This window comes from Tunturiibacter empetritectus (assembly GCF_013410875.1).
GTDB classification, from domain to species: domain Bacteria; phylum Acidobacteriota; class Terriglobia; order Terriglobales; family Acidobacteriaceae; genus Edaphobacter; species Edaphobacter empetritectus.
Genome location: NZ_JACCCU010000001.1, coordinates 2,378,410 through 2,394,517, shown reverse-complemented (window position 1 = coordinate 2,394,517; position 16,108 = coordinate 2,378,410). Strand labels below are relative to the sequence as shown.

The window sequence follows — 16,108 nt, the reverse complement described above, 5'->3', positions numbered from 1 at the left end:
TCTCGGTTGCAGCGGACCGATTCGCGCTGCTGTATCCGTCAAGACCCGTACTTGCTTTTGCTATTGCCGTTGTTGTTGACGTTGCCTTTGTTGTTGCCTGCTCTTCGCAGTCATCCTGAACGGAGTGAAGGATCCCGACACAGTCCACCCACCCATACCGTTCGAACCTTCCAACCTAAGCATCCAAAGTTTCGCTCCCCCACAGAGACCGTCATCTCGACGGCTCAGACGCCCAATAATTGCTCCGCGCCGACACCAGCAGCTCCGGATGATGACCCAGCCGCACCTTGATCGTATGCAGCCCCGGCTCCGAAGAAGTCGGTGTAAAGCTGAGTACGTAGCTGTTATGAAGATGATTCGTCAAAACGCCAAGATCCTGCGTCAACTCCTGCGCATTGTCAAAGCTGCTCCACTCGCCCCCGGACAACGTTGCAACCTCAGCCGAAGTATTCTTGCTCATCGCACCGAGGATCAAACGCAGTGGCTCGCTCAGGTTGAAGTAAGCAATCAACTCCGCGGGGCTTCCCGTATCTCCTCCTTTTGGATAAGTTCCAACTGTAGGCGGTGTTACATTCCCAACAGCAATCGGTTTTGTCTTGGGCCCTGGTTCCTTTAACTCCTGTCGTAGGGCCGTCTTCTCCGCTGAAAACGTGACGCTGTAGATCGCGGTATTTGTCTCGCCCAGCTCCCGCACAACATCCTTCAACGGAGTCTTGCTCCCCACATCGTGCCCCTGGCTCAGCAATAGAATGGCGCGACGATTGTACGTAGGGCGCTTCTGTAACAAATCAAGTCCATATGCGATGCTGTCGAAGATCGCAGCTCCTCGATCCCCCACATCAGGATGATCGATCGCATCGCCCCACTCCGCAACGTTTGTTGTAAAAGGCGAAGCCGCCTCCGGCTGACTATCGAAGTTCACAATCGACACCTCGTTCGGAGCTTCGCCCAGCAGCGAAGCAATCATCGTGTCGAGATGCGCATAACTCGAAAACTGCCCCCGAGCATCTCCGCCCGTCTGCATCAGCACCACCAGCGACAGCGGCCGCCTCGTCTCCTCCTCCAGCGTCACCTTCTGCGGAACTCCATTGTCGGTCAGCACAAAATCTTCCGCCCGAAGCGAGTACACCAGATCTTTGTCCGGCGTCTGCACAAGAGTCGGAACAACCACCAGAGTCGTAGTGGTATGCAGCGTCGTCTGCGCCATCACAGTGCTGCTCAAAGAAGCAAGGAAAACAACGGTTTTGCGGAGCCCTAACATCATCGTGTCTGAGTTAGACGAGCCAGTGGTGTGTCAGGACGGAAAAACCAGTAAAAAAGGTCCTGCCGGACGGGCCTCCTGCGCGGAGGGCGGGCGTTCGCACGCCTCTTTAGAGCTTCGCGTAGTCCTCCCGTTGGTCGGAATCGTCTTTCTTCGCAACCAACGGGAGCGCCTAGCGAAGCGGTATACAAGTCACGAAGTGACCGCTCCACGCGAAGTGGGCCCGTCCGGCAGGACCGCGCACCAAAAAACGCAACCAAACATGTCTCCCACGTGTTTCCATCATGTATGTTCTTTCCCTCCCCGCATCGCCCAGCCTCACTGCACCGTCTAACCTAACGAAGGGAAACAAAAATGACCCGATATCTGCTCGCACTAACCCTCCTGGCAGCGACCACAGCAAGCACAATCCACGCCCAGGAGAGCCCCGCTACCACCCAGGCTCTCGTCGCATTCGACAGCAAAGCCCCCGTCAGCCCCACCGCAAAAGATCTCACCCTCAAGGTCGACAATCGTGTCAGCCCACTTACCAACCTCGCCGCCATACCCCCTGGCGGAGCCCAGGTCGCCCTCCTCATCGATGACGGCCTCCGCACCAGCGTCGCCCGCGAGATGAACAATCTCCGCGCCTTCATCACCAGCCTACCCGCTGGCACCGAAGTCTTCGTCGGCTACATGCAGAACGGCACCGTCTTCCCCGGCTCCGGCGCCTCAGGCTTCACCTCAGACCTCGCCGCCGCCGCCCAGGGCCTCCGCATTCCCAGCGGCATCCCCGGCTCCAGCGCCAGCCCCTACTTCTGCCTCTCCGCCTTCGTCAAGAACTGGCCCGGCCAGGCCGAAAATCAGGTCAGCCCCGTCCAGCGCACAGGCCCCGTTCACAAGCCACGCTTCGTCCTTATGATTACCAATGGCGTAGACCCCTACAACGGCAGTACCAGCCCGCTCAACCAGAACAGCCCCTACGTCGACTCAGCCGTCACCGACGCCCAGCGCGCCGGCGTCCCCGTCTACTCCATCTACTTCAGCGATGCCGGCTTCAGTCGTGGCCGTGGCAGCTTCAGCGGACAAAACTACCTCGCCCAGATGGCAGAAGGAACCGGCGGCCTCTCGCTCTACCAAAGCACCGGTCAGAACCCTGTCTCAATGGCCCCGTACCTCAAGCAGTTTCAAGAGGCCATCGCCCGAACCTACGTCGCCACCTTCCCCGTAGACGCCAACAAAAAACTCGTCAGTCTGAGAACTTCAACCGACCTCCCCAAGACCAAACTCCGCGCTCCCACCCAGGTCCGCCCAGGAACCGTCGTGCTCTCTCAGCCCTAGCCAAAAATCTTGTCACTCTAACCTTGAGCTTGTCGAAGAGGAAGAACCGCGCGGTTGCAGTAGTCGTTGCTTGTTCTCGTCAACCTTACCAAAACTCGTCACTTCGACCGAAGCCGTTCACAGCCTCATCGTGAACGGCGCAGCGGAGAAACCCTCTGTCGCCTTCGCTTGCTCTTCCCTTCTCTAACCCCAGAGCAAGCGATCCCAGGAAACCAATCTTGACCGTAGCAACAAGTCGACGGTTGCTGGGTTTCATCAAAGGTTCTTCAAAGGGGGTGGCAGCGCCTTCTACTTTGTTTAGAGTAAAAGTGTCTTTAGCATGTCAGAGGAGGCATGATGGATCGGCGCGAGTTTCTCATTGGTACAGGAACTTTGGTATCTGCCCATCTGTTGACCCGCATGGCGCACGCTGCTGGTGCATTTGGTCCCTCGTGGGGCCGTGGCAGAAAGGCTCCTTTCCGCACGCTCTACAACAATGACTCAACCAATCTGCTCTCCTGCTACAGTCCATGGAGCAATCCCGGCAATAACCTACATCCCCAGACCTTCAGCAAACGACTGATCGAGGCAAGTGTCGCCGAAGTTGCCGGCATGGTCGACGTGCAGCTCTTTTGTCCTGGCCTTTGCTGGGTCCCATGGTGGAAAAGCAAGGTGTATCCGGCGACAGAGCACTACCCCTAGTACTACGACTTGATTGGTCGCCCAAAGGGACCCTTCGATGCATATGCCAACTACATGCTGGGTGGCGGCGATATGGTCCGTGACTTCCTAAGTGCATGTCGTAGTCATCGGCAAAGGGCCTTTGTGAGCTTTCGCCTCAACGATGTGCAGTTTCTGGATACGACCGGGAACACCGTCACCACCAGCTCGAAGATGTGCAAGTTCTGGTACGAAAACTCAGCTTATCAAAGAAGCGATAACTTTACCTTGGGTAACGACTACTTGAAGAACCCTGAGCGTGCCCAGAATTGGGCAATTCCGGAGGTGCGGCAATATAAATTGAGTTTGATCAAGGAGCTTTGCAGATACGGCATCGACGGTCTTGAACTTGACTTCAATCGTTATGCAAACTATTTTCCGCCTGCTTCCAATGCTCAAGAAAATCAGAAGATCATGGTCGACTTCATACGGGGCGTGCGTGCTGCGCTTGATGAGGGGCCCGATCCCGATCTGACTCTGCCCGATCCAACGAACGAGTGGCCTGTAGAACACAACGAGTTGAGACGCAGGTTTTTGTGCGTGCGCGTTCCCTCGTTCCTCGACGTCCATCAGAAGCTGGGCATCTCTCTGCCGGCGTTTGTCGAGGCTGGCGTCGACATGGTCAATGTCTCCGATGGCTACTACACCACCAACGAGAGCGATCTTCCCACAATTCGGAGCTTGATTCCGGAGACGGCGATCTACTTCGAAGCAACCCAAACGACAAATGTTACTGCGACCTTGCCGGATGGAAGTAGGCCGTTTCTGCGCACGACAGACCAGCAATTCCATACCGTCGCCAATACCGCCTACAACCAGGGTGCCGATGGAATCAGCCTGTTTAATTTTGCCTACTATCGGGAAACGAGCAACTCCATAGCGTCCGATCCCGGCGTCGGGCCTTTTAACGAACAGCCCTTTCACATCTTGGATAGCCTGCGTAAATCCGATGATGTAGGGAGTCCACAGTGGTATGTTCTAGCCGTTGACCACGATTCTTATATATCGCCCTCCATGCAGATGCCGCAGACACTGCATGTGGGAGAGTCCTTTACGTTCAAGTTATCTATGTATCTTCGAGGAAGGCAACCCAAGGGAACTCTCCGGGTGCGGATTGAGCCGCCAGTGGGCTATACGGATGGGCCAGTTCCCGATTGGGCATCCTCGGTGGAATGGAACGATATGCCGCTCGAACCCACCCCGTTTATTGCGGCGCCCCTGCATGATCCCTACCAGGCCAATCTTGCTGTGGATCCTACTCGTTTTTGCTGCTTCAAAATAGATCATGCAACAGTAAAAGAAGGGCAGAATCTCATCAAAGTAACATTGGCGCAACCGACATCGCAGAGCGCAGGCAAGATTACCATCGACTATCTCGATGTGGCTTGGCCGTAAAAGTCTTTAGGTTTTTTCCTGCTCACAATGGTCTCAGCCTGAGAGAGGCTTTACTCCTTTACGCTTTCAGGTTGAAAGCGGCTCAAGAGGGAGAGCTGCCTTCAGCCAACCCGATACACCCTCCGCAAAATAAATCCGGATTTGGTGGCGTATTTTTCGGCTCCGAAATCATTGCGGCTAACGACCATGTTCAGACCACCATCCCACCACGTTTACACCAGCAAAAAACCACCACGAAACACATGTTTTTTCCAAAACACCCCTCAAAACTCCAGCAAAAACAGCAAAGCCCTGGCTCTCACCAGGGCCCCACTTTTTTTGAAACAACTTCTTAGTACATGCCGTCCATACCGCCGCCGCCATGGTTGTGTCCGCCGCCCGCAGCTTCCTTCTTCTCCGGGATATCAGCGATCATCGCCTCGGTGGTCAGCATCAAGCCAGCGATCGAAGCCGCGTTCTGCAGAGCAGTACGCGTAACCTTCGTAGGATCAATGACGCCAGCCTTCACCAGGTCCTCGTAGGCGCCGGTAGCGGCGTTGTAGCCGTAGTTGGTCTCCTTCGATTCGTGGATCTTGCCGATCACCACTGCGCCCTCTTCGCCTGCATTCGAGACGATCATGCGCAAAGGCTCTTCAATCGCGCGACGGATAATCGTTGCACCGATCTTCTCATCGCCTTCAAGGCCCTTGATTACAGCATCAACCGCTGGGGTGCAGCGAACAAATGCCACGCCGCCGCCCGGAACAATGCCTTCCTCAACCGCCGCGCGCGTCGCATGCATCGCATCTTCAACACGAGCCTTCTTTTCCTTCATCTCGGTCTCAGTCGCCGCGCCAACCTTGATCACCGCAACGCCGCCAACCAGCTTGGCAAGACGCTCCTGCAGCTTCTCACGGTCGTAGTCAGAGGTGGTCTTGTCGATCTGGGCGCGAATCTCCTTCACGCGTCCTTCAACATCACCATCCTTGCCGCCGCCATCAACGATGGTTGTGTTGTCCTTATCGATCGTCACGCGCTTCGCAGTGCCAAGGTCCTCGATCTTCACACCCTCAAGCTTGATGCCGAGGTCTTCCGTGATCGCCTTGCCACCAGTCAGAATCGCGATATCCTGCAGCATCGCCTTGCGACGATCGCCGAAGCCAGGAGCCTTCACGGCCGCGACATTCAACGTTCCGCGCAGCTTGTTCACCACGAGAGTCGCAAGCGCCTCACCGTCCACATCCTCGGCAATAATGACGAGGGGTTTCGCGGTGCGTGCGATCTGCTCGAGCAGGGGAAGCAGGTCCTTCATCGACGAGATCTTCTTCTCGTAGATCAGGATGTAGGGATTCTCAAGAGCAACTTCCATCCGCTCCGCATCGGTCACGAAGTAAGGCGAAAGATAGCCGCGATCGAACTGCATGCCCTCGACGACATCCAGTTGAGTCTCCATCGTGCGAGACTCTTCGACGGTAATAACGCCGTCCTTGCCAACCTTCTTCATAGCCTCGGCAATAATCGTGCCGATCTGAGAATCAGAGTTCGCCGAAATGGTTCCAACCTGGGCAATCATGTCGCCCGAAACCGGCTTCGAGAACGTCGACAAGGCACCACCTACTGAAACACCGTTCTCATCGCGCTTGCCGATGATGGCCTCAACCGCCTTATCGATACCGCGCTTCAGCGCCATCGGGTTTGCACCGGCAGCAACCGTCTTCACACCCTCGCGATAGATCGCCTGAGCCAAAACGGTAGCAGTGGTGGTACCGTCGCCGGCAACATCGGAGGTCTTCGAAGCCACTTCGCGAACCATCTGCGCGCCCATGTTCTCGAGCGAGTTCGAAAGCTCAATCTCCTTGGCAACGGTCACGCCGTCCTTGGTGATCGTCGGCGAACCGAACTTCTTCTCGATAACGACATTGCGACCCTTCGGTCCAAGCGTCACCTTCACTGCGTCAGCCAAAATATTGACACCACGCAGGATAGCCTGACGCGAATCTTCTCCATGCAGAATCTGTTTTGCCATTGTCTTACTCCTGTTTACCGGCTCAAAGCCGATCAAAGTATGTTGATTGGTAAGCAAGCAGCTTTGTTTTTGCGCCGAAAGCGCATCCGCTGCGTGCAATGCCACGAAGTGCCTACTTCTTGAGAATTCCGAGGACTTCTTCTTCCCGCATGATCAGCAACTCTTCGCCGTCGATCTTGATCTCTGTGCCCGAGTACTTTCCAAACAGAATGCTGTCGCCGGCCTTCACATCCAGCGGGAAAACCTTACCTTCGTCGTTTGACTTGCCCTTGCCGACGGAGATCACCTCGCCCTCCTGCGGCTTCTCTTTTGCCGAGTCCGGGATGATGATCCCACCACGAATGCTTTCGCCCTCTTCAATGCGCCGAACCAGAATCCGGTCGTGCAGCGGTGTAAATGATGTTGTAGCCATTGCTTACATCTCCTTAGTGCGATTTGGCGAACGGCTGGCCGTCCGCGTTGTAGAGCGCAGCCTCTGCCATTGACCTCTGGCCCGAGCCGCAATAAATGAGTGGAACAGGCCGCAGCCCAGGCTCCTAAAGCAAATAAGAGAGCCGTTAGCACTCAAGCCTTCCGATTGCTAACGATAGTCAGCCCGCTTCCCGTTGTCAACCCGGCTGCGTGAAATGTGAGTGAAACCCGCGCAAGGCCCGCCAGGCCTACCGGGCCATGATGACCGACCCACAAACCCAATCTCAAAAGTCGTAGAATGAGGCCATGTCGTCACGCCGCACCGTCTGGTCCCTATCGTTCCTCGTTCTCCTCTTCGCCTTCGCATCCAGCCTTCCCGCCAGGGCTCAGGATCAGGATGTCCCTGCCAAGCGTGGCCGCAAATACAAGGCGCCGCCAGCTACGTCCCACATCGAGGTTACCGTCGTCAAGAAGTTCAACGGCAAGCCCATCATGAACGCCGCTGTCATCTTCAATCCATCGATGGACGGCAAGGACGAGGGCAACCTCGAAGTCAAGACTGATCCCGACGGCAAAGCCGTCATCGACGTTATCCCTACAGGCAGCACGGTGCGCGTGCAGGTTATCGCGCCGGGCTTCGCAACCTTTGCCGAAGAGTACGAAGTCAAAGAGGCCAGCAAAGAGATCTCCGTCGCTATGATTCATCCCAGGGAGCAGGTCTCCTCCTACGAGAACAACGATGGCAAAGCTGCAACCAGGAAGCCAGGCGTTCAGGAGCCGATAAGGCCGACTGTGCCGGTTACCAGGCCGGCACCGGGCAATCCGCCCGCAACTTCGCAGCCTGCCACTCCCAACTCGACACCCCAGCTGTAACCGACCAGGCAGTATGAAAAGAGTCTATGGACAGGCCGCTAACAGGAAAGACTGTGCTTGTAACTGGGGCGGCCAAGCGAATCGGCCGGTCTATCGCTCTGGCTCTCGCCGAACGCGGCGCAGACGTAGCCATCACCTATCTCTCTTCTCAAACCGAGGCGCAGCAGACAGTTCACGCGCTCGCGGCCCACGACGTCGACGCTTTGGCCATCCGCTGCGATCTACGCAATCCCGAGGACATTGAACAGACCGTAGCTGCAGTCATCAACGATCTGGGCCGCATCGACTTACTCGTCAACAACGCCGGAATCTTTGCCTCCGAAGCGCTCGAGAACATCTCAGTCGATCAGTGGGATGCGATGTTTACCACCAACACCCGGGCACCCTTTCTTATGGCCCGGGCTGCGCACCCACACCTGCGCGCTGTCAAAGGGCGCATCCTCAACATCGGCTCGCTAGGAGGCCTGCATCCCTGGGCCACTCACGGCCACTACTGCACCTCCAAGGCGGCGCTGCATATGCTCTCGAAGACCATGGCGAAGGCCTGGGCGCCTGAGATCAGTGTCAACTGCATCGCCCCCGGCATGATCGTTCAAGGAGAGGTTGAAGAGGCCTATGAGCACTTCGCCCGCAAAACACCCATGCAGCGCAACGGCACTGCCGAAGATGTAGCGGCAGCTGCCGTCTTTTTCGCCACGGCGCCCCACTTTATTACTGGCCAACTCCTCGCCGTCGACGGCGGCCTTGGATTGTAAAAGATAGGTCCTGCCGGACGGGCCTACTGCGCTTGCCACCCCACGAACGAAGACCTGTTCGTGAGGCCCCGATTCGCGCGGTCACTTCGTGACTTGTATACCGCTTCGCGTGGTGCTCCCACCAAATCTACTGCCCCAGCAGTCTCCGCCACCAGCTCTTCTCCTGCAGATCCTCATAGAGGTTCAGCGGCTCCACTTGTGGCGGCATCGGCTTCCCCATAAATACCGCAAGAGGATTGGATACACAGAGCAGATGCGCATAATCCGGCCCATACTTCGCTGCGACCAACTCCAGCGCCTCTCGCATCTTTGGTGCGCGCGAGGTCGTATTGTGCGCATCGGTTGCCAGAAAGTGCACCCACCGATTCTCGAGCAGCTCATGCGCCATCCGCTCTGCATGCTTGCCCATCCGGCCTAGCACAGACCCCGCCGTGACCTGCACCAGTACTCCCCGCTGCAGCCACTCCGCGATTCGATCCTGATCGGCCTGCAGCGTAGGATTCCTCTCCGGATGCGTCAGAATCGGCGTTAGACCGGCCAACTGCAGTTGATAAAAGATTTCAGTCAAACCCCGCGGCAGTCCATAGTCCGGAACCTCTACCAGTAGATAGCCCAGCCCGTTGATGCTGAACTTTGTCGGGTCAACTTTGGCCTCCTGGATATTTTCATACGACATATGGAAGTCGCATCCACGGCCCAGCTTTATACCGATCGAATCACGATCTAACCGCTCCTGCAACTCGATAATCTTCGCGTTGATGATGGGAGGGTCGTAGGAGTATTGGCCGTTCGAGTGCGGCGAACACACGATGTGGGTGATCCCATCCGCTGCAGCCATCTTCGCCATAGCTACAGAGGCTTCGAGGGTCGAAGCACCATCGTCCATGCCCCACAGAAGGTGATGGTGAATGTCAATCATTGCGTGATCAGCTTATCATCGCGTCAGTGGGCTGGTTGCGTTATCGCGCTGTAGCCAAAGACTCCGCCATCGCTTGAAACAAGCGCAAGCCATCCGCAGATCCAAGGAGAGCCTCGCTGGAACGGTCCGGATGCGGCATGAGACCCAGCACATTGCGTCCTTCGTTCAGGACGCCAGCGATGTTCTCGAGCGATCCATTCGGGTTCGCAGCAGCAGTCACCGTGCCCTCTCGAGTGGCGTAGCGAAAGGCGATGCGATCCTGTTTCTTCAGCGTTTCCAGCGTATCGGAGTCGCAGAAGTAGTTACCTTCCATGTGGCCAATTGGCATCTGCAACACCTGCCCGCGAGACAGCCCGTGCGTAAAGGGAGAGTTGTTTGTCTCGGTTCGCAGAAAGGTTTGTTTGCAGATGTAGTGCTGGCTGGCGTTGCGCATCAGTGCGCCGGGAAGGAGGCCTGCTTCGCACAGAATTTGAAAGCCGTTGCAGATTCCCATCACCAGTCCACCGTTTTGGGCGAACTTCTTTACCGATTGCATGACTGGCGCAAAGCGGGCAATGGCGCCGGTTCTAAGGTAGTCGCCGTAGGCGAATCCGCCGGGGACGAGGATGGCGTCGCAGCCCTGAAGGTCCTCTGAGGCGTGCCAGAGGTAGGTCACAGGCTGGTGCGCGATCGCGTCCACCACGTGGTGGGTGTCATGGTCGCAGTTGGACCCGGGGAAGACCAGAACGCCGAATTTCATGCTTTAAGGATAGCATTTGCCTTCCGGGAGTTCGAAAGATGGGCTCGAACCCTTGAAAAAATCTGGTTGTGGTGGCGGGTGCGGTTTTATTGGGGTTTGTGGTTTTCCACCGTGCAAAATGATGGTTTTTTGCTGGTGAGAACGTGGTGTTTTGCGTGGCTGACGTGGTGTTTTAGCACCGTGTTTTTTGCTCACTAAAAATACGCCACGTTTTGGAACTTTATTTTTGGATTAGGTGCGTGCGTCCTGCCGGACGGGCCCACTGCGCGTGGGGCGGGCGTTCGCACGCCTTTTTCCGAGCTTCGCAAGGTGCTCCCGTTGGTCGCGGACCAGAGCTTGGCCGACCAGCGGGAGGATTGATGCTGTTTGATTCGCCGAGACCGGTATACGCGTCACGAAGTGACCGTTGCCCGCGCAGGGCGCTCGTCCGGCAGGACATCTCTTACACAGGGGCGTAGATGGCAAAGCCTCGAGGCGGAGCAGGGAACTCGGAGTTGCCGTCCGCGTCGGTCGTTCGCTCGTCCGGGTGAGCGTCGTCGTGGCCGTCCCAGGCGATGGGAGCGAACTTCTGATTCGCCCACTTGGTCTTTACTGAGGTGCCCGACCACTTGTCGCCAAGGTTGTTGAGCACGTAGATCAGGCCCGGTTGATCGACACTGTCGTCTTTAAAGCCGACGCGCTGCATGATGTAGAGGTCGGGATCGGCGTGCAGGATCTGCGAGTCGCCTCCAGCGTACTTCTGGTGGGCGATGATCAGGGCGTCGATTCCGTTCGGAGTGAGCGGCCGCGCCAGGCCGTTGTTGTAGTAGTCGTACCAGAAGATGCTGGGATACCCCTCGTGCACCATGATGAACGAGTAGGCCATCATCTTGTCGTTGACGATCGCGTTGTCGCCCATGTCGTGGTTGTCGACGAAGGTAGCGGCGTGCATGGGCCGCTTCATGACGACTGCGCCGTCGTCGGTCAGGTTGCGCAGATCGTAGCTGGGCTTGTCGCAGACGTCCTTCAACTTGTAGCGGAGCGGGAAGTCAAAGGCAGCAATCTGGGTGTCGGTCAGCTTGTTGACTTTGTCCAGCCACTGTCCTATATCCTCGCCGCCAGACCACATCTCACCGACAACGTAGGGGGTGAACTCCTTGCCGTCCTTGACGTAGCGATACTTCGCCAGCAGACCGATGATCCACGCGCCGAAGCCTTTTACGAAGTCGAAGCGGAAGCCGTCGAAGCCCAGCTCCTCGATGAGGAAACGGGCATACTCGAACATCGCGGTGTAGACGACGGGGTTGCGATGGCAGAGGTGAGGGAAGCCGGCGAAGTTCTCGCCCTCCATCATCACCTGCTCGTAGCGGCTGGGATGAAAGCAGTTCCAGTCGCGGGGAAACTTACCGCTCTTGGGATTGAACTTGGTCCAACGTTTCTCGCCGTCGAGAGGGTTGACCTCCTCCTCGTCGGCACCGGAGTTATGGTTGATGACCATATCCGCGTAGAGGCCGATGCCGTGTTTGTGCGCTTTGGCGATCAGCGCTTCGAGCTCGGCGCGGTTGCCGTAGTAGGTCTTGGTGCCGCCCTTCTGGTCGAAGTCGCCAAGGTCGAAGTAGTCGTAGGGATCGTAGCCCATTGAGGCGTGGTCGGAGCCTTTCGAGACCGGAGGCAGCCACAGCGCACTAAATCCTGCGTTGCTAAGGTCCTCTACTTTTTCGGCTACGAAGTTCCACCACTCGCCCTCTTTTTTATCGTGCTTGGGCGAGTCCCAGTAAAACGCCTGCATCATGACAGCCATCTTGATCGTGCTCCATTCCAGTGCCGTTCGCGCGAGCGTGTCCCTCGCGGTTGCAAAGGTGCGCATCGAATGAAGTGGCTTGAGTTATAGTTCTGCTTCAGAGGGTCTGATGCGCGCCGAAGCGGACAGGTTGGTATGGAGATTCGAAACAACAATACGACGGCTCATCTGAAGACGGCGGGCGGCGCGCTGCTTAACTGGTGGCGGGCGGCGACGCTGGATGGACTGATTGTCGGAGTTCTGTGGCTGATCGGGCTGGAGTTGATCCGGGTTCCGTTCGCGCCGCTCTGGGCGGTTCTTGGGGGTATCCTGCAGATCGTTCCAACCTTCGGCGGTATGATCGCGCTGATTGGTCCGGTGCTGGCGGTTGCGTTCAGCGGCCATGACGAGTGGCGTCTGGGGCTGGTTCTGGGCCTCTATGGACTGATTGTTATTCTGGAAGGGCTGGTCATTGGGCCTTACGTGCTGCATCGGACTACGAAGGTTCCGTGGTGGGCGGCGTTTCTGGGGCCGATTGTGCTGGGGATTGTAATTCCGTTTTGGGGTGTGCTGCTGGCTCCTCCGCTGCTGGCGGTTGTTTTTGCGTTTCGCAAGCAGCCGGGTGCGCCTCCGCTCTGAACGAACGACCATCGCATGTTCTCTGGAGCTTGAATGACCTACGAAGTGAAAGAGGGAAGATTCCCATTGAGGTACATTGCGGGTTGAGAAACCCTATGAAGCTCATTTCAAGTAGGAGCGGCGCAAGCCTCGGGCGGCGCGGGCTGCGATTCGCAATCAGTGAACTCTGAATCGACCGAAAAGGATCGCTTGCTTCAGCGCCTCTCGAAGACTATAAGTTACAGCCATCTTCAATCCGCGGGCCCCGTTTAGAACGCAATCAGCGCAACACGGAGGAGCCCATGATTAATGTCTCATTGCAAAGCACCGATCTCCAATTTCCCCTGGATATAGTAGGCCTTATCGCTTACCCACCCAACAACCAAGTCAGAGACAACACGCACATAAGTCCCGGTAATAACAAGCCACGGTCGCTATGGCTTCGCCCCGGAAGCAGTTGGTATTCCCCTGGTGGTGCATTCAGGCTCACCTTGCAGGAATCCGATGGAAACCTGATTCTCGAGAGCGTCGACTCGTCCTCCATCGGCTTAGCCCAGGTGACTGGGGGCCCGGCGCCAGCACTCGATCCTAACAACCAGATGCGATGGGTACCGGTCTGGAGTGCCAAGATAAACGGAAAGGGCGTCACAGAGGTAGATTTTCAGGAGGATGGCAATCTGGTGGCGTATGCGGGGTCAATTCCGGTGTTCAATACGGGTACATTTGGCATCCAGCACCCGACCCTCTATCTGCAGGATGATGGGAATCTTGTCGTTTATACGGATGGCCCCACCGCCAAGTGGTCCACCAAAACAAGCGTGCTCTTAACTCCTGGAAAGAACACCTGAGTATGAAAGTGGGCGGCAGCCACTGACCAGAAAGGCAACAGAAGTGTTTCCCGGGGGGTTGATAAGTTCTGGTCGAGCGTGTGCGAGGAAACACTTCGGGGGTCAATCTGTGCGCATCCTATCTCGTGGTCTTTGTGGAAGCGCTTTCGTTCTGCTTGTCAGCCTGATAGCTGGAGCACAGAGTGAAGGCTCACCGAAACGTCCTCGAGCCGCCGACATTGGGCTGAAGGTTGGCGTGTTGCCAACAGGTCCGCTCGATGCGATTACGGATGTTGCAGGTGTGGAAGTTGGCCAGACGACTCTTATTCGCGGTGACAACGTGCGAACTGGAGTGACGGCCATTCTGCCTCACGCCGGGAATATGTATCGCGAACGCGTTCCCGGCGGGATCTTTATTGGTAACGGCTATGGAAAGCTTACAGGGTCTACACAAGTGGATGAGATGGGAGAGATTGAGACGCCCATCCTGCTGACCTCAACCACCAGTGTTCCTCGTGCGGCTGACGATTTGATTAGCTACATGCTTTCGCTTCCGGGCAACGAGGGTGTACTTTCGATCAATGCGATCGTGGGGGAGACGAATGACGGATGGCTTAGCGACATTCGTGGTCGCCACATCGCGCCGGAGGACGTAACCAATGCGATCAGAGATGCCAAGCCGGGGCCTGTTGATGAGGGCACAGTGGGAGCCGGTACGGGCACCGTAGCCTTTGGCTGGAAGGGTGGCATAGGAACCGCGTCGCGACGCCTTCCGGCCACGCTGGGCGGATACACGGTCGGCGTGCTGGTGCAGTCAAACTTCGGAGGGATACTTACCATCAACGGTGCGCCTGTGGGTCAGGAGCTTGGTCAGTATTATTTGCGCAAGGAAGCCGGTCAGGTCGAGGGCGTAAAAGATAAGGCCGATGGTTCTTGCATGATGGTGATCGCGACGGACGCTCCACTGGATGTGCGCAATCTGAAACGCCTTGCAGCTAGAGCTTGGGTCGGGATGGGCAGGACGGGCAGCTCCGCGTCGAACGGTAGCGGCGACTATGCGATCGCGTTCTCCACCGCATCCCAGGTTCGCATTTTTACGAGCGATGTATCCACGACGCGCAGGACTGAGGTGCTCACTAACGATGCGATGTCTCCTCTCTTCGAGGCCGTGATCGAGGGGACAGAGGAGGCGATTTACAACTCGATGCTCAAGGCCACCACTGTGACTGGCAACGGACATACGGTCGAAGCGCTGCCGATCGACAGAGTTGTAACCATCCTCAGACAGCACCAACTCACGAAGTAAGCGCGATGCAGAAGCATCCTTAGATTTATTTGTTCTTTTGCTTGTCGGCGGAGGGCTCAGGCTTTTCAAAGATCAATCCGTATTGAGCCGCTACTTCGAACAGCTTGCCCATGTCGGACGGCGCAATCTTCGACGCTTCCGCGAAGAAGCGCTCGATACCCGCCGGATAAGTAAGAAAGATAATGGTGCCCGGCGCCTCTCCCACGCAATGGTAGGTGTGACGCACGTTGCGGGGTGCATCGAGGACGTCGCCGGCTTTCGCGCGAATTGTCCGGTCTCCGAGCAGGATGTCGAACTCGCCGGAAGCGATGTAGAACACTTCGTCCTCCCGCGTATGTATGTGCGGGGGCGGTCCGTCTCCTGGATTTAGGAGTTGTTCCATTACGGCATATCTGCCGTTCGTACTTTCGGCGCTCTGTTTGATGAGCATCTTGTCGCCCAGCACGAGGAACTCTCTCACGGCAGGTGGTTGCGCTTCCACTGCAGACTTCGGTGTGTTTGTCATTCTTCTCTCCTGAAGTGTTCTGATCCCGTTTCCATTTACTTCTCGCCCAATTTACTTCCCGCCGGACATGTCCATGCGTGTGTCGGCGGCTGGCCGAAGGACGTCTGGGCCCGGCACCGGCTTCATACCAATCTCCGCAAACAGCTTCATGGCGTCCGCCATGGAACCACGCATGGGCAATCCTTTCGGAGGGAGTGTGCGGTGCTTTGCCGGCTCTGCAAGCTCAACGATCGACCGCTCAAAACCAGCAGGTACGTACAGGTTGAGCACTCGACAGGTCTCTGAGTCGACCCTGAAACTGTGCGCTACGCCAGGTGGCACAGTCACCGCGGATCCCGCTTTGGCTTTGATCTGTTTTCCGTCCACCAGAAAAGTGATCTCGCCATCCAGCAGGTAGAAGATCTCCGTTTGAGTATGCGTGTGTGGAGGCGGTCCGGAGTCTTTGGGGCATAGCTCTTCAAGGAGCGAAAAGCTGTTTCCGGTCTGATTCCCATCCGCAAGCACCAGCCAAAGGATGTCCACCTGCCAGTATGCGGGGGCGGTCTCCCGGTTCTCTATAAACGGCGCAAAGGTAGCTGAACCTGTCATAGAACCTCCTATCGTCCACGCTAATAGGATGCGAAATCTACAGGCAGCACGTTAATATTCAAAGTTCCGCTTGCAACAGCTTCTCGTCAGAGGGTGGCGCGGTCGGAGGGTTGCAGTAGTTCAGGCTG

Annotated in this window: 17 protein-coding genes; 9 read left to right on the top strand and 8 right to left on the bottom strand. The window is 56.8% G+C overall.

Translation table 11 applies throughout. From position 1 onward, the window contains the following. Positions 1-211 precede the first annotated feature (211 nt). Positions 212-1,207, bottom strand: coding sequence for a VWA domain-containing protein (locus tag HDF08_RS10170; RefSeq protein ID WP_179638329.1), 996 nt, complete (start codon positions 1,205-1,207; stop codon positions 212-214). 408 nt (positions 1,208-1,615) lie between these two features. On the opposite strand from HDF08_RS10170, the gene HDF08_RS10165 reads away from it, so the two are divergent. From HDF08_RS10165 to HDF08_RS10150, 4 genes are all read left to right on the top strand, one after another. Then, positions 1,616-2,581: a vWA domain-containing protein gene (locus tag HDF08_RS10165; protein ID WP_179638328.1), complete on the top strand. Its 966-nt coding sequence runs from the start codon at positions 1,616-1,618 to the stop codon at positions 2,579-2,581. Between the two features lie 333 nt (positions 2,582-2,914). Beyond that, a complete protein-coding gene (locus HDF08_RS10160) occupies positions 2,915-3,262 on the top strand; it encodes a hypothetical protein (RefSeq protein ID WP_179638327.1) in 348 nt (115 codons plus the stop codon). A gap of 54 nt (positions 3,263-3,316) precedes the next feature. Beyond that, positions 3,317-4,675 (top strand): alpha-amylase family protein, encoded by a 1,359-nt coding sequence (locus HDF08_RS10155; protein WP_179638326.1) that lies wholly within the window; start codon positions 3,317-3,319, stop codon positions 4,673-4,675. Further along, a complete protein-coding gene (locus HDF08_RS10150) occupies positions 4,666-5,010 on the top strand; it encodes a hypothetical protein (protein WP_179638325.1) in 345 nt (114 codons plus the stop codon). The genes HDF08_RS10155 and HDF08_RS10150 overlap by 10 nt, the downstream gene beginning before the upstream one ends. Here the strand turns inward: HDF08_RS10150 and groL are convergent. Together groL and HDF08_RS10140 are read right to left on the bottom strand one after the other, a co-directional pair. After that, the gene (gene groL / locus HDF08_RS10145; protein WP_179638324.1) at positions 5,007-6,680 is read right to left on the bottom strand and encodes a chaperonin GroEL; all 1,674 of its coding nucleotides are present in this window, start codon (positions 6,678-6,680) and stop codon (positions 5,007-5,009) included. The two genes, HDF08_RS10150 and groL, sit on opposite strands and share 4 nt — an antisense overlap. Before the next feature lie 112 nt (positions 6,681-6,792). Next, positions 6,793-7,092, bottom strand: a complete 300-nt coding sequence (locus tag HDF08_RS10140) for a co-chaperone GroES (protein ID WP_179638323.1) — start codon at positions 7,090-7,092, stop codon at positions 6,793-6,795. A 305-nt stretch (positions 7,093-7,397) separates the two neighbouring features. Here HDF08_RS10140 and HDF08_RS10135 point away from each other — a divergent pair, with 305 nt between their 5' ends. Beyond that, positions 7,398-7,964: a peptidase associated/transthyretin-like domain-containing protein gene (locus tag HDF08_RS10135; protein ID WP_179638322.1), complete on the top strand. Its 567-nt coding sequence runs from the start codon at positions 7,398-7,400 to the stop codon at positions 7,962-7,964. Positions 7,965-7,990: 26 nt separating this feature from the next. Next, positions 7,991-8,719 (top strand): SDR family NAD(P)-dependent oxidoreductase, encoded by a 729-nt coding sequence (locus HDF08_RS10130; protein WP_179638321.1) that lies wholly within the window; start codon positions 7,991-7,993, stop codon positions 8,717-8,719. Between the two features lie 127 nt (positions 8,720-8,846). Here HDF08_RS10130 and HDF08_RS10125 read toward each other — a convergent pair whose 3' ends face one another. From HDF08_RS10125 to HDF08_RS10115, 3 genes are all read right to left on the bottom strand, one after another. Then, positions 8,847-9,638 (bottom strand): tyrosine-protein phosphatase, encoded by a 792-nt coding sequence (locus HDF08_RS10125; protein ID WP_179638320.1) that lies wholly within the window; start codon positions 9,636-9,638, stop codon positions 8,847-8,849. Positions 9,639-9,678: 40 nt separating this feature from the next. After that, positions 9,679-10,377: a phosphoribosylformylglycinamidine synthase subunit PurQ gene (gene purQ, locus HDF08_RS10120; RefSeq protein WP_179638319.1), complete on the bottom strand. Its 699-nt coding sequence runs from the start codon at positions 10,375-10,377 to the stop codon at positions 9,679-9,681. A 442-nt stretch (positions 10,378-10,819) separates the two neighbouring features. Continuing rightward, the gene (locus tag HDF08_RS10115; protein WP_179638318.1) at positions 10,820-12,157 is read right to left on the bottom strand and encodes an alpha-amylase domain-containing protein; all 1,338 of its coding nucleotides are present in this window, start codon (positions 12,155-12,157) and stop codon (positions 10,820-10,822) included. 135 nt (positions 12,158-12,292) lie between these two features. Between HDF08_RS10115 and HDF08_RS10110 the strand changes: the two genes are divergently transcribed. From HDF08_RS10110 to HDF08_RS10100, 3 genes are all read left to right on the top strand, one after another. Continuing rightward, positions 12,293-12,775: an AI-2E family transporter gene (locus tag HDF08_RS10110; protein ID WP_179638317.1), complete on the top strand. Its 483-nt coding sequence runs from the start codon at positions 12,293-12,295 to the stop codon at positions 12,773-12,775. A 281-nt stretch (positions 12,776-13,056) separates the two neighbouring features. Continuing rightward, the gene (locus HDF08_RS10105; protein WP_179638316.1) at positions 13,057-13,602 is read left to right on the top strand and encodes a hypothetical protein; all 546 of its coding nucleotides are present in this window, start codon (positions 13,057-13,059) and stop codon (positions 13,600-13,602) included. A 238-nt stretch (positions 13,603-13,840) separates the two neighbouring features. Beyond that, the gene (locus HDF08_RS10100) at positions 13,841-14,887 is read left to right on the top strand and encodes a DmpA family aminopeptidase (RefSeq protein ID WP_257030950.1); all 1,047 of its coding nucleotides are present in this window, start codon (positions 13,841-13,843) and stop codon (positions 14,885-14,887) included. A 25-nt stretch (positions 14,888-14,912) separates the two neighbouring features. Here HDF08_RS10100 and HDF08_RS10095 read toward each other — a convergent pair whose 3' ends face one another. Then, positions 14,913-15,392, bottom strand: a complete 480-nt coding sequence (locus tag HDF08_RS10095; protein ID WP_179638315.1) for a cupin domain-containing protein — start codon at positions 15,390-15,392, stop codon at positions 14,913-14,915. A gap of 51 nt (positions 15,393-15,443) precedes the next feature. Then, a complete protein-coding gene (locus tag HDF08_RS10090) occupies positions 15,444-15,980 on the bottom strand; it encodes a cupin domain-containing protein (protein ID WP_179638314.1) in 537 nt (178 codons plus the stop codon). Positions 15,981-16,108 lie beyond the last annotated feature (128 nt).

Excerpts from the sequence above, each read along its gene's own strand:
- HDF08_RS10170 (WP_179638329.1), bottom strand. The coding sequence starts at position 1,207 with ATGGCGCAGACGACGCTGCATACCACTACGACTCTGGTGGTTGTTCCG.
- HDF08_RS10165 (WP_179638328.1), top strand. The coding sequence starts at position 1,616 with ATGACCCGATATCTGCTCGCACTAACCCTCCTGGCAGCGACCACAGCA.
- HDF08_RS10160 (WP_179638327.1), top strand. The coding sequence starts at position 2,915 with ATGATGGATCGGCGCGAGTTTCTCATTGGTACAGGAACTTTGGTATCT.
- HDF08_RS10155 (WP_179638326.1), top strand. The coding sequence starts at position 3,317 with ATGCTGGGTGGCGGCGATATGGTCCGTGACTTCCTAAGTGCATGTCGT.
- groL (WP_179638324.1), bottom strand. The coding sequence starts at position 6,680 with ATGGCAAAACAGATTCTGCATGGAGAAGATTCGCGTCAGGCTATCCTG.
- HDF08_RS10140 (WP_179638323.1), bottom strand. The coding sequence starts at position 7,092 with ATGGCTACAACATCATTTACACCGCTGCACGACCGGATTCTGGTTCGG.
- HDF08_RS10135 (WP_179638322.1), top strand. The coding sequence starts at position 7,398 with ATGTCGTCACGCCGCACCGTCTGGTCCCTATCGTTCCTCGTTCTCCTC.
- HDF08_RS10130 (WP_179638321.1), top strand. The coding sequence starts at position 7,991 with ATGGACAGGCCGCTAACAGGAAAGACTGTGCTTGTAACTGGGGCGGCC.
- HDF08_RS10125 (WP_179638320.1), bottom strand. The coding sequence starts at position 9,638 with ATGATTGACATTCACCATCACCTTCTGTGGGGCATGGACGATGGTGCT.
- purQ (WP_179638319.1), bottom strand. The coding sequence starts at position 10,377 with ATGAAATTCGGCGTTCTGGTCTTCCCCGGGTCCAACTGCGACCATGAC.
- HDF08_RS10115 (WP_179638318.1), bottom strand. The coding sequence starts at position 12,157 with ATGGCTGTCATGATGCAGGCGTTTTACTGGGACTCGCCCAAGCACGAT.
- HDF08_RS10110 (WP_179638317.1), top strand. The coding sequence starts at position 12,293 with ATGGAGATTCGAAACAACAATACGACGGCTCATCTGAAGACGGCGGGC.
- HDF08_RS10105 (WP_179638316.1), top strand. The coding sequence starts at position 13,057 with ATGATTAATGTCTCATTGCAAAGCACCGATCTCCAATTTCCCCTGGAT.
- HDF08_RS10095 (WP_179638315.1), bottom strand. The coding sequence starts at position 15,392 with ATGACAAACACACCGAAGTCTGCAGTGGAAGCGCAACCACCTGCCGTG.
- HDF08_RS10090 (WP_179638314.1), bottom strand. The coding sequence starts at position 15,980 with ATGACAGGTTCAGCTACCTTTGCGCCGTTTATAGAGAACCGGGAGACC.